10 protein-coding genes and 1 other annotated feature are annotated in these 11659 nt (G+C 36.4%); of the genes, 1 reads left to right on the top strand and 9 read right to left on the bottom strand.

All coding sequences use genetic code 11. The features are described 5' to 3' along the window. Genes IGJ93_RS02845 through IGJ93_RS02830 form a run of 4 tightly spaced genes read right to left on the bottom strand, consistent with a single transcriptional unit; the run spans position 1 to position 3401 of the window. On the bottom strand, positions 1 to 585 hold the full coding sequence (locus tag IGJ93_RS02845; protein ID WP_067483717.1) for an ATPase V: 585 nt from the start codon (positions 583 to 585) through the stop codon (positions 1 to 3). A 19-nt stretch (positions 586 to 604) separates the two neighbouring features. Further along, positions 605 to 1075, bottom strand: coding sequence for a V-type ATP synthase subunit K (locus IGJ93_RS02840; RefSeq protein WP_067483716.1), 471 nt, complete (start codon positions 1073 to 1075; stop codon positions 605 to 607). A gap of 21 nt (positions 1076 to 1096) precedes the next feature. Next, positions 1097 to 3094 (bottom strand): V-type ATP synthase subunit I, encoded by a 1998-nt coding sequence (locus tag IGJ93_RS02835; RefSeq protein WP_067483715.1) that lies wholly within the window; start codon positions 3092 to 3094, stop codon positions 1097 to 1099. Next, on the bottom strand, positions 3081 to 3401 hold the full coding sequence (locus IGJ93_RS02830; protein ID WP_067483714.1) for a hypothetical protein: 321 nt from the start codon (positions 3399 to 3401) through the stop codon (positions 3081 to 3083). The genes IGJ93_RS02835 and IGJ93_RS02830 overlap by 14 nt, the downstream gene beginning before the upstream one ends. A 110-nt stretch (positions 3402 to 3511) precedes the next feature. Further along, positions 3512 to 3560 (bottom strand) — a sequence feature (sodium ion sensor (DUF1646 type); this cis-regulatory element may regulate processes involved in with the transportation of sodium ions). 203 nt (positions 3561 to 3763) lie between these two features. On the opposite strand from IGJ93_RS02830, the gene IGJ93_RS02825 reads away from it, so the two are divergent. After that, positions 3764 to 4483: a gamma-glutamyl-gamma-aminobutyrate hydrolase family protein gene (locus tag IGJ93_RS02825; RefSeq protein ID WP_067483712.1), complete on the top strand. Its 720-nt coding sequence runs from the start codon at positions 3764 to 3766 to the stop codon at positions 4481 to 4483. Positions 4484 to 4904: 421 nt separating this feature from the next. On the opposite strand, the gene IGJ93_RS02820 is transcribed toward IGJ93_RS02825, so the two are convergent. From IGJ93_RS02820 to trxA, 5 genes are all read right to left on the bottom strand, one after another. Beyond that, complete coding sequence (locus IGJ93_RS02820; protein WP_067481718.1) at positions 4905 to 6803, bottom strand: fructose-bisphosphatase class III; 1899 nt, start codon at positions 6801 to 6803, stop codon at positions 4905 to 4907. A 189-nt stretch (positions 6804 to 6992) separates the two neighbouring features. Then, complete coding sequence (locus IGJ93_RS02815) at positions 6993 to 8255, bottom strand: ABC transporter permease (RefSeq protein ID WP_067481716.1); 1263 nt, start codon at positions 8253 to 8255, stop codon at positions 6993 to 6995. Next, a complete protein-coding gene (locus IGJ93_RS02810) occupies positions 8248 to 9147 on the bottom strand; it encodes an ABC transporter ATP-binding protein (RefSeq protein WP_067481714.1) in 900 nt (299 codons plus the stop codon). The genes IGJ93_RS02815 and IGJ93_RS02810 overlap by 8 nt, the downstream gene beginning before the upstream one ends. A gap of 188 nt (positions 9148 to 9335) precedes the next feature. Beyond that, entirely contained in the window at positions 9336 to 11114 is a 1779-nt protein-coding gene (uvrC, locus tag IGJ93_RS02805; protein WP_067481712.1) for an excinuclease ABC subunit UvrC, read from the bottom strand. A gap of 143 nt (positions 11115 to 11257) precedes the next feature. Next, complete coding sequence (trxA, locus tag IGJ93_RS02800; RefSeq protein WP_067481710.1) at positions 11258 to 11572, bottom strand: thioredoxin; 315 nt, start codon at positions 11570 to 11572, stop codon at positions 11258 to 11260. Positions 11573 to 11659 lie beyond the last annotated feature (87 nt).

Here is an 11659-nt window from a genome sequence, read left to right as displayed (position 1 = left end):
TTAAGTAAACAATTGTTGTGCTAGCTCATACCCCATCGAGCCTCTTAACTCCGTCACTAACCGACTAAACAAAAAATTGTATTGAATTCCTTTACTGTCCAAGACAAAACCAGCTTCATTTGGGATTACCTTTGGATCTTTAACTAATGTAAAGGACAGTTTTTGAGAGAAATCTTTTATTTGCTCTTCCGTAAAAATATCTGCCGATTTTTCACCTACGCGAAAGATTACTTCTCCTTTTAATGCCAATGGACTTAAAGCTGTCTGTACAAATGCGAGAACATCTTGTGGTTTCCACGCTTCCATTTTCTCAATTGCTTCATCAAATAACTTATCTAAAAAAGCTTGTTTTTGATTTAGCATATCTTGTCGAGCTTCGACTTGCTGACGATTTTCTAATTGACGATAGTGTCGCTCTAATGACTCGAGTTGCTTACGCTCTTGTTGCTGAAAAGTAGTCGTTACTTGTTCTGATTTTTGTTTGAACACTTGCTCAATCTTTTTACGTTCAGCTGTCTCAAAAGCAGCACGTTCATTTGCTGCGTCTTCATTTATTTGCTTAATGATTTGTTCAATGGCATCCATTGATTCTCCTCCTTTACGTTTACGCGTTTAAAACTAATAAGAAAGAAATCACGAAGCCTAAAATCGCATAGGTTTCAACCATCGCAGCAAAAATAATTCCTTTCGTTGCATGTTCCGGTTTTTTCGCTAAAATTTGAATACCTGCTGCCGCCACTTTACCTTGTGCAATACCAGAAAATAATCCTGTAAATGCAATTGGTAAAGATGCACCTAGATAGCTCATTCCTTGAACAACAGATAGGTCGCCACTCAAGTTGATGAAAATCAAGAAAGCAATTACGAAGCCGTAGAGTCCTTGCGTTCCTGGTAACAATTGTAAAATCAGTGCCTGACCAAATTTTTCTGGTTGGCTAGTTGTCAGTGCTGCTGCTGCTTCACCAGTCATTCCCACACCTTTAGCTGAACCAATTCCTGAAAAAATCGTAGCCACGCCCATCGCTAATACTGCAAAAACAATTCCACCGTTATTTGTAATTAAGTAATCCATCATTTGTTAAAACTCCTCCATTATTCACTTTTTTTGTTTTCGATGATTGATGTTGACATATTTTTCTGCGGTTTTAAGTGGTTGAAATGCTCGCCCACCACCTGTATAAAACTTGCCAAAAAATTCGACATATTGTAACCGAGCACCATGAACATATGCACTCAATAATGTTAAGAATAGATTTAATGCATGTAAGAGAACAATCAAAAACAAACCTGCACTAAATCGCGCTACTGGTGGCATAAATGCTACCAACATATTAAACGCGGCGGCGATACTTCCACCAGAAATCCCAAGTGCCATCAAACGAGTATAACTAACTAGGTCACCGATATAACTCGTTAATCCGTATAGATTGTATACGCCCTTGGCAGCCCCTTTCGCTTTCGAAGTAGACTGAATGATTGGAATAATCACAATACAAAGCGCCGATAAAATCGCAATACTGCCTCCAAGATACAAAAATTGTTTTTGTTTTAACACAACTGCTCCGACTACAGCTAAGACAATTCCGATTAAGATACCTTGCCATGCAAATCCTTCGCTAATCGCATTTAAGTACGCTTTTCTCTTCAAGTTTTCTTTTGCTGAAACAAATAGACCAACTAAGATTTGAATCAAACCAAAAATAACTGATAAAATCAAAATCGTATTAACATCTTCTGTTGTTGATAAAATAGGAAATGGTAGTGGTAGACCAAAGATTGTTTTTGGTAACGCCATGCCGAAAAATGAACTGTAAATCAAGCCCCAGATAATCGTTGGGATAGATAAAATCTCAAAAAACTTAACAAATCTTGTAAGTCCACGTGGTAAAGTGACCCATTTTTGTAATAAGATCGAACCAATCAATAACAATAACCCATACCCAACATCTGCAACCATCATACCGAAAAAGACAAGATAAAACGGCATGAACCATGGCGTTGGATCAACTTCTTCGTATTTTGGTAAACTATACATCTCTGTTAGTAATTCAAATGGCTCGACTAGTGGATGATTGGTTAATTTTGTTGGTACTTCCATTTGAATTTCTTCGACTGTTGGTGACTCAAATTGAACATGAACAGCCGAAGCTGGAAGTTTTTCTGCTAAAGCTGTCATCAAATCTTCCTTTGTATCTATTCCAATCCAGCCTTGTAAAACAATCAGTTGCTTTGAACGCACAAATTGTTGCTTGACTCTTTCACGTTCAATCAGCGCTAAGGTCACTTCTTCCACCCATTCAAATTCACGAATCTTTTCACGATACAAACCAATCTTGGCAGCTAGTTCCTTTTGGTTAGTTTGCACTTCTAGCAATTGCTGTTTGATTTTGGTTAAAGCTTTGCTTGGCACTTCATCATAGGGATAATTACACACCGTTAAGCCATGCCGACCTGCAAGTTCTGCTACCTGTTCTGCTGCGTCTTGCAAAGTAATATACGCCAAGTAAACAGATTTTGGTGTAGAATAAATCTCTTCCAAATAAACAGGTAATTGTGCTACAGCTGTTTGAAAAGGCTCCAAACTAGTTGTTCCCATACTTCCCAAAACTAGAACTGTCTTTTGACTATGAAAAGTTGCAGGAATCACATCCAAGTATTGCCAATTTGAAAGATATTCCTCTTCTTCCGTTAGTTCTTTACGTCGTTCACTTAGCTTCTGCCACTGTTTTTTTAATTCCAAGATTTCTTGTAATTTTTTCAAAAAATCAGCTTCTGAATAAGCAGCTTCTAATTCATGCAAAGAAAGTTCCGTTCGTTTTAAATGAACCAGCTTTTGTTGAGAATGACCATGATGCTCAATAAATTGAACCGCTTCACGAATTGATTGTAACCGTTGTTCTAATTCATGTTGACTCGTATTCTCAGTAAAAGTTTTGGTCTGTGGAAAGTAGGTATCGACCCAATGATTATTAGTCGTTTCTTGAAATAAATTGCGGAATTCAACTTGTTGAATTCCTTGGATAGCTTGTAAAACAGCTTCTTGGTTCTTCTGATCTGAAATGAGTGTGACTTTTTCCATCTTAGTGACGGACATATTCTTTCACCCTTTCAATAATTAGATCTATTGCATGTTCTTGATGTTCGGCATATTGTTCAGCTAGTGTTTGTTGAACCTGTTGGATTTCCTCATCTAACTGTTTTTGTTTGGTCTGAAGTGTTGCTTCTTTGATTTGTTTTTTCTCTGAAAGAAGTTGAGTCAATTCTTGTCTTTTTCTTTCCTCAATCACGTGAATCTCATCTTCTTTTTTCTTTGTTAACTGTTGCATCTCAGTACGCAAAACTTGCATCTGTTGTTCATTTTTTTCTTCCGCTTTACGAATCTGTTCCAAAATTTCTAACAAATCGTTCACATCCTTTCGATAAAAAAAAAGAGGTAACTGCCTTTCAAGTTCATTGAAAGCAGCTACCTCTAACGATATCTGTCTGGTAATCGAGCTACTTTCAACAACTGTTCTTCTCACCCCTTGAAGAACTTGATCCTTGAAAGCTTGCGCCCAACCTTTTTTATTTGAATTTGTCTTTCATTATAGCAAAATGAGATAAATGTTCAACCATTTTCGGACGCTTTTTAATGGCGCCTTACGAAAAAAGTCCAGCCAACCCTAATGGCATCAGGGTTTCAGTACCACAAAAAATTCAAAGTATTTCCACTTTTTTTCAAAAGTTGTTACAATCAGTTTAGTTACAGTCTGGAGGAACAACTATGCAACCTATTATTGGAATTGCCGGTAATCATTTAAATAAAGCAACAGATACTTTTCAAGGAAATGAAGTTACTTATACCCCACAAGGATTTGTTCAAGCAGTGAAACAAGCAGGTGGTTTACCACTCGTCTTTCCCATACTTGAACCAAGCTACGCAGCTGCCTTTATCAGCCGTGTCGATAAATTATTATTAGCTGGGGGACAAGATATCAGCCCTCAATTATATCAGCAAGATCCACATCCAAAGCTACAAGAAACTAACTTGAACCGAGATCTTTTTGAACAAGCATTGATCAAAGAAGCAATCAAACAAAAGAAACCCATTTTTTCTGTTTGCCGTGGTACACAATTAGTGAATGTCGTACTAGGTGGAACCTTGTATCAGGATCTTTCCCTCTATCCCAATTGGGCAGTTAAACACGAACAACAACCAACTGTGCCAACTTTTGCTACTCATGAAGTAAAGGTTTCTGCTAATAGTCTACTTGGTTCTTTGTTACCAGAATCTTATTTTGTTAATTCCTACCATCATCAAGCAATCAAAGATTTGGCTCCTTCATTGAAAGCAATCGCCATTGCAAATGACGGAATCATTGAGGCAGTCGAAAGTAAAAATCCCGAAGAAAAAATTTTTGGTGTTCAATGGCACCCTGAGTTGACACACCAAGTCAATCCACTGGATCAAAGTCTCTTCGATTACTTTGTCAATGAACTATAAAAAAGAGGTTGTAGCGCAAAGCGTTTAGCTCCGAAAAAATAATGAGCAACTGACAAAAATAGCATGCCTTATTTTTAGGCAGTTACGAATTATTTCGAGGAGTTGCTTGGGGAACACCGTGTATGAGGTTGTAAAAGAAGTGCCCAGCTCCAATAAATAAGAATAAATTACCAGAAATTGCTTCTCAAATTTTTGAGTAATTTGGGCTTATTTTGCAGGAGTTACTTCTTGAACACCGTGAATAAGGTTGTGGCGCAATGCGTTTAGCTTCAAGCAATAAGAATGCTTTTCTAAAAATAGTTTTCCATATTTTAAGAAAAGAGGACTTATTGCCGAAGGAGCTGCTTTGGGAACACCGTTTGTTAGAAAAAAGGAGATATGACAAGACTTTTGTCACATCTCCTTTTTCTAATTAATTCAATTATCTGGTTGGATAAATCTCTAGTAATTGATGTAGATGATTAATCTCTCGTTGAAGGACTCTTCCCTTAGTCGTAGTTCGATTTAAACGACGTGGCAACTGTTGATCAATCACCTTTTTAACATAGGTTCCCTCATCTGTCTGCGCTAATTGCTGTTCGATTGATACAAAGGGATAATGAGTGACTAACTGGAAACCATAAGAATTCAAAAGTAGTGAATAGCCAGCAATCCCCGTTGTTTTCTGATACGCTTTAGACAGTCCTCCATCAATCACAAAAACAGTTCCCTCCGCTTTGACTGGTGACTCACCTTTACAAACTTTCACAGGAGTATGACCATTGATAATCACTGAACCAGTCGATTTTATACCAAATGAGGACAAGACCTTTTGGCTAAACCATAACTCATTTCTCAAACGATAGTAGGCGTTACTTTTTTCCACATGGGTCTGTGTTTCTTCTAAAAAATAGCGTTCAAAGGTTGCCATTTTACTTTTTCCAAATAAAGGTGAAACCCGCCCACTCCAAGCATACCAAATATAATCCGTTGCTAAATCTTCACCAGAATCTGGTGTCTTTGCACTTTCACGAATTTTTTCTTCAAAAAATGTTAACAGCTCAACTCCTCCAACAACTTGCTCTTGCTCTAACGCTAAAAAGTTTCCCTTTTCATCCACTGGAATACACCCATGGAATAACAAATGGTCATTGTAAACGAGATACATCGCTCCTTTTTCCAATAAAAATTCCATGTGGTTCTTCATTCGTAGCGAGTGCTGAAAGGAATACATCAAACTATCAATTATTTGCTCCTCTTCTTTTGTCAATTGTTCAGGTGTTTCAGGGGAAATTGTTTGAAAGCAGGCACCTTTAATCGAATAGCTTGCTCCTTCTAAAGTAATTATTTCTTTTTCATAATCAATTTTGTGTAGAAGTTGGCGCTCGTCCATTTCAAATTCTGGTCTTCGCATGAGCAACTGCTCTTCAACTTTAAATTGCATAATCGCTAATGCTTGATGAACTTGTTCCAATTCACTTTGTTCAGAATCGGTCATAGTTTCGCTATTTTTTGGTGTAAACACAGCATTTTTTTTATACGTTTGATGGGCAAACGAAAATAATGGTCGTAAATTAATCGCGTATTCTTTTTCTAACTCAAACAAATAATTATAGCGTGTTGCAATACGCAGTAAAGTCAACAAGCAAGCTTTTGAACCATAAAATGCACCTAACCATAAAATATCATGATTTCCCCACTGAATATCAATTGATGATTGTGTCATCAATCGATCCATCACTTTCGCCGCTTGTGTTCCGCGATCAAAAATATCACCAACAATGTGTAAATGATCGATCACTAACGTTTGAATCGTTAACGCAAGTTTTTCTAAAAAACGATCGACTTCTCCTAACCGTACAAGTTGTTCAATCACTTTTTGTGCGTAAGCTTTCTTTCCTTGTAACCGATTATCTAAGTACAAAAGTTCTTCGATAATATAGCTGTATTCTTTAGGTAAACTTTTTCTAACTTTAGACCGAGTATATTTAACTGAGGTAAATCCCAAGAGATCAATCAACTGTACGACTAGTTGTTCCTTTTCTTGTTGAGCGTACCAAGCTGTTCGTTGCACATATTCTGGGTAAGCAACAAACAAAGTTAACTGATTTCTTTCCTCTTCCGATAATTGATTTTCAAATAATTCGCGAACTTTTTCCTTCAAGTTTCCTGAACCAATTCGCAAAATATGATCGAAAGCCGGAAATTCACCATGAATATCGCTTAAAAATAATTCCGTTCCTTTAGGCAATTGTAAAATCGCTTCTAAATTAATGATTTCAGTTAAAACTGCTTCGGTCGTTGGAAATTTTTCTGACAATAATTCTAAATACGGATCCATCAATGACCCTCCTTAATCGGTATAGTTCATATTCTATTACCAATAAACTTTTTAAACAAGTTTAAAACAATAAAAATAGATAAAAACAAATAATTGGTCTATCCAAAAAAAGACTCAGACAGTTTTGTCTGAGTCTTTGACTTAAATTCAGTTAGAAAGAGATGAACTGCTTTTTCTCACAAACGCAGTTTACCCTTTTTTCCGTTCATTTCTCATAATCGAAATTGATTGTTTCAATGAACTCCAAATGCCACCTTCACTATAAACAAGAACATTCGATTTATACATGTTTGCTGAAACGACTGTTAAGAAGAAAGTAATCAAGAGTAAGAGAATCAACGAAATCCATGCACCACCCAATCCCACTGTATCATTCGCCAAACGAATTGGCATAACATAAGAAGAAAGGAACGGGATATAAGAAGTAATCCGAATCACAATATTATTAGGATCTGATGCGCCAAGAATCAATCCCAAAAGATAACCACCTAATGAAAGATAAGTTACAGGTAGAATAGCTTTTGCGGTATCCTCTGCTTTATTGACCAATGAGCCACATAAAGCTGCCAACACAGAGAAAATCAGAATCCCTAAAATCATGAACGCTAATGAGAACCACAAGAATGGACCGAAGATATTCGTCAAAGAAATACCTGCCAAAATTTCTTTGACCATGTCCATATTCTTAAATTGTTGATATCCTACTCCAAAGATAACGCCATATAAGCCCATCTGTGTCAAAGCGACCAACAAAACACCGGTTAATTTCCCATAAAAATGTTTTTGTGCTGTCGTACTAGACAAAATAACTTCCATGATTCTTGTCCCTTTTTCCGACGCAATTTCTTGAGCAATGATTTGTGCATACGTCAAAATGATAATAAATAGCGTAATAGTGACCACATAACTTACCACATATTGCACAAGGGAATTATCTTCCCCAATAGTCATCTTCCCTTGGTCATCAAAGCTAACTTTTTGTCTATCCAACCCAGCCATCTCACTTAAACTTGCCACTTCTTGTGCAGAAAGCCCAAGTTGACTAGCACGAACAGTTGATTGAATACCTGTCAATTGTTGTTGAATCAACAATTGAGTACTTTGTCCCAGTGAATTTTCACTGTATAAAGTTCCTTTGACTTCATTATTAGCCATTGTAACGACTAGATAGGCATCAATTTTTTCATCTTCAAGTTGCTTTTGTGCTGATTTTTCAGAATCTACTTTTTCAAAACTAAATTCATCTGATTTTAGTTGGCTCATCTGTTCACTCAGTTGAGGATTCTCTGATAAAATACCGATTTTATTTACTTCACTATTATTCTGTGCAAAGTTCCCCGCCACATACATGATTCCCATCATAATAAATGGAACCAGAATCATCACTAGAAAGGAAATTGATTTTACATTTTTTAAATAAACATCTTTTGTAATAATCCAAAATTTACGCATCGAACTCACCTGCCTTCAGTTTGAAAATTTCTTCAAGAGTTGGCGGCTGTTGATTAAACATTGGGATATAGCCAAATTGTGTTGCACGAGTAAAGATTTCTTTACCTGCCTCGGGGTCTGACAACGTAATTTCAAGTGAATCATCTTCACGCGAAACGACTTTTTCAACACCTTCAACTTCAGCAACTTCAGCTTGTGTTAAATCTGATTCTAAAAATATTTTTGTTCGACCAAAAGACTCACGAATTTCATGAACCTTACCATCAAGTACCATTTTCCCATTTCGCAACATAATCAAATGATCGCAGATTTTCTCCACGTTATCCATATTATGACTGGAAAAGATAACACATGATCCTTTTGCTTTCAGCTCAAGAATACCATCTTTCAGTAGTTCTGCATTCACTGGATCCAGTCCGCTAAATGGTTCATCTAAAATAATCAGTTTTGGTTCATGAATCAATGTAGCAATCAATTGAACCTTTTGCTGGTTCCCTTTAGACAAAGACTTTACCTTATCTGTTTTCTTTCCTTTAACTTGAAACTTTTCCATCCAAAAATCAATCTTGGGCTCAATCTCTTTTCGTGTTTTCCCACGTAACTCTGCAAAATAAATCAATTGATCTTGAATCGTAACTTTTGGATAAAGCCCACGTTCTTCAGGCAAATACCCAATAATATCATATTCTTTTTCCCCTAATGGTTTACCATTCCACAAAATTTCTCCTTGATCTTGAGTCAAGAAATCCAAAATCAAACGAAACGTAGTTGTTTTTCCTGCACCATTTTGTCCAATCAACCCCATGATTTTTCCATCTGGTATTCGAAAAGATACATGGTCAACTGCAGTATAGTCGCCAAATGTCTTAACTAAATCTGTAACCTCTAACATCACTTCACTCCTTTTCTTCCCTAAACTGTTGCTCTTCATTTCATTCATAAAAATAGTTGAAACAGATACAAAAAGAGACAAGCTTTCTTGACTTAAAGATATTGGTCAAAAAAAACTTGTTTCAATCCATTTTTTCTTTATATAAAAAATAATAGGACACTTTACAAGGTTTGTAAAGTGTCCCTAACTTAGTTTTGACTTAGCTTATCGTGTACATTTTGTGCAACATTCTTTGGTAGACCAATTGCTTGCAAGTCTTCAATTGATGCTGCAGTGATATTTTTTAAAGACTTGAACTCCTTAAGCAAGGCCTTCTTTCGCTTAGGTCCAAGCCCATCAATTCCATCCAAACGAGAAGCAAAGCTGTTTTTGCTACGTAATTGACGATGAAACGTAATCGCAAACCGATGCACTTCGTCTTGAATCCGTTGAAGTAAAAAGAATTCTTGAGAATTACGTTCTAAAGGAATCACCGAAAGTTCAGGACCAAATAAAAGCTCACTTGTTTTATGTTTATCATTTTTTGCCAGCCCAGCAATCGGGATATCGACACCCAACTGATTTGCTAGCACTTCTCTGGCAACATCAACTTGCCCTTTACCACCATCAATCAAAATTAAATCGGGGAGTGGTAAGCCTTCTTTTAACACGCGAGAATAACGGCGATAGATCACTTCTTTCATCGACGCATAATCATCTGGACCTTGAACTGTTTTGATTTTATATTTTCGATACTCCTTTTTGGCAGGTTTTCCATCAATAAATACAACCATTGCCGAAACGGGTGATGTTCCCATAATATTTGAGTTATCAAACGCTTCGATACGAATCGGTGTTGGAATGTTCATTGCATTTCCTAATTTTTCTACGGCACCAATTGTTCGTTCTTGTTTTCGAACAATGAGATCAAAACGCTCATTTAATGCCACTCGAGCATTCTTATTGGCTAATTCAACCAATTTTTTCTTTTCTCCTCTTTGCGGTTGCAAAACTTTAGTTGAAAGTAGGGCTTCCACACTTGGCTTATCAATCGTATCTGGAATGAGCACTTCTTGTGGAATGAAGTGTTCATTTTCTTGATAAAATTGCCCGATATAAGTTAAGAAATCTTCTTCAGGTTCATTATAAAAAGGGAACATGGAAACATCACGTTCAATCAACTTTCCTTGACGAACAAAAAACACTTGGACACACATCCAGCCTTTATCAACAGCATAACCAAAAACATCACGATTCTTCAAGTCGGTATTTGTCATTTTTTGGCGGGTCATCACGGTATCAATTGCCCGAATTTGATCACGATACTCCGCAGCTTTTTCAAATTCCATATTTTCAGCTGCTACTTCCATTTTTTGTTGAATCTCTGTCTCAATCGCTACATAGTCGCCACCTAAAAATCGTTTAACTTCGTCCACAATTTCTGTGTAAACAGCTGGATCAACATGGAAGAAATAAGGACATAAACATTGTCCTAGATGATAATACAAGCAAGGTTCCTTTGTCTGACTTGGTTTACATTTACGTAGTGGAAACAATCGATCTAAAATTTTTTTTGTTTCATTAGCCGCACCAACATCTGGATAGGGACCAAAATACGTTGCTTTATCTTTGAGAACTTTTCGGGTAATGACCAAACGTGGATACTTTTCATTTGTGATTTTGATAAAAGGATACGTTTTGTCATCCTTTAGCATAATATTATATTTAGGATCATTTTTCTTGATCAAATTAATTTCTAAAAGTAATGCTTCAATATTTGATTCTGTAACGATATATTCAAAGTCTTCAATTTCACTGACTAATCGTTCTGTTTTTGTATTATGACTACCAGTAAAATATGAACGAACTCGATTTTTCAAAATTTTTGCTTTACCAACATAAATGATCGTCCCGTTCTTATCTTTCATTAAGTAACAGCCCGGTTGATCAGGAAGCAAAGCTAATTTGTTCTTAATTCTTTCGTTCATCGGGTGCTCCCCTCTTCGTTATTCTTTTATTTATTATAACATGGTTGTCAAGAACAAAAGTTCCCCTTCTATTAATTAACGTCAAAAAGAAGAGGTCGACTAGTTGCCGACCTCTCGCAATTGCGCTCTTTGATTTTTATTTCTTATAGGTATTGGTCAACCATTTGACGCAATTGTTCTTTTGAATGAACACCAACAGCTTTTTCGACTACTTGACCATCTTTTTTCAAAAGTAAAGTTGGAATGCTCATGATTCCGAATTGTTGTGGTGTTTCAGGATTTTCATCTACATCCATTTTTACAATACGAAATTCGTCTTCATCATATTCTTCTTGTAATTGTTCCAAAATTGGTGCTTGCATTCGACAAGGGCCACACCATGTTGCCCAAAAATCGATTAAAACTAATCCTTTATCTGTTTCTTGGCTAAATGTTTGATCTGTAATTTCACGTGACATAAAAAAGACCTCCGTTTTTATTAATCTCTGGCTAGTATAACACCTTCAACTCAATCCATCGAACAATTTGCTTACCATTAGTAAGTC

The sequence above is a fragment of the Enterococcus sp. DIV0174 genome (assembly GCF_050529065.1).
Lineage (GTDB): Bacteria > Bacillota > Bacilli > Lactobacillales > Enterococcaceae > Enterococcus_B > Enterococcus_B thailandicus.
Note: the sequence above shows the minus strand (reverse complement) of the source record. Positions and strands in the feature narration are given on the sequence as shown.

What these genes read in the sequence shown, in the direction of transcription:
- IGJ93_RS02820 (WP_067481718.1), bottom strand. Translation starts at nt 6,803, where the DNA reads ATGGATCCGTATTTAGAATTATTGTCAGAAAAATTTCCAACGACCGAA.
- trxA (WP_067481710.1), bottom strand. Translation starts at nt 11,572, where the DNA reads ATGTCACGTGAAATTACAGATCAAACATTTAGCCAAGAAACAGATAAA.
- IGJ93_RS02840 (WP_067483716.1), bottom strand. Translation starts at nt 1,075, where the DNA reads ATGATGGATTACTTAATTACAAATAACGGTGGAATTGTTTTTGCAGTA.
- IGJ93_RS02845 (WP_067483717.1), bottom strand. Translation starts at nt 585, where the DNA reads ATGGATGCCATTGAACAAATCATTAAGCAAATAAATGAAGACGCAGCA.
- IGJ93_RS02825 (WP_067483712.1), top strand. Translation starts at nt 3,764, where the DNA reads ATGCAACCTATTATTGGAATTGCCGGTAATCATTTAAATAAAGCAACA.
- IGJ93_RS02815 (WP_067481716.1), bottom strand. Translation starts at nt 8,255, where the DNA reads ATGCGTAAATTTTGGATTATTACAAAAGATGTTTATTTAAAAAATGTA.
- IGJ93_RS02810 (WP_067481714.1), bottom strand. Translation starts at nt 9,147, where the DNA reads ATGTTAGAGGTTACAGATTTAGTTAAGACATTTGGCGACTATACTGCA.
- uvrC (WP_067481712.1), bottom strand. Translation starts at nt 11,114, where the DNA reads ATGAACGAAAGAATTAAGAACAAATTAGCTTTGCTTCCTGATCAACCG.
- IGJ93_RS02835 (WP_067483715.1), bottom strand. Translation starts at nt 3,094, where the DNA reads ATGTCCGTCACTAAGATGGAAAAAGTCACACTCATTTCAGATCAGAAG.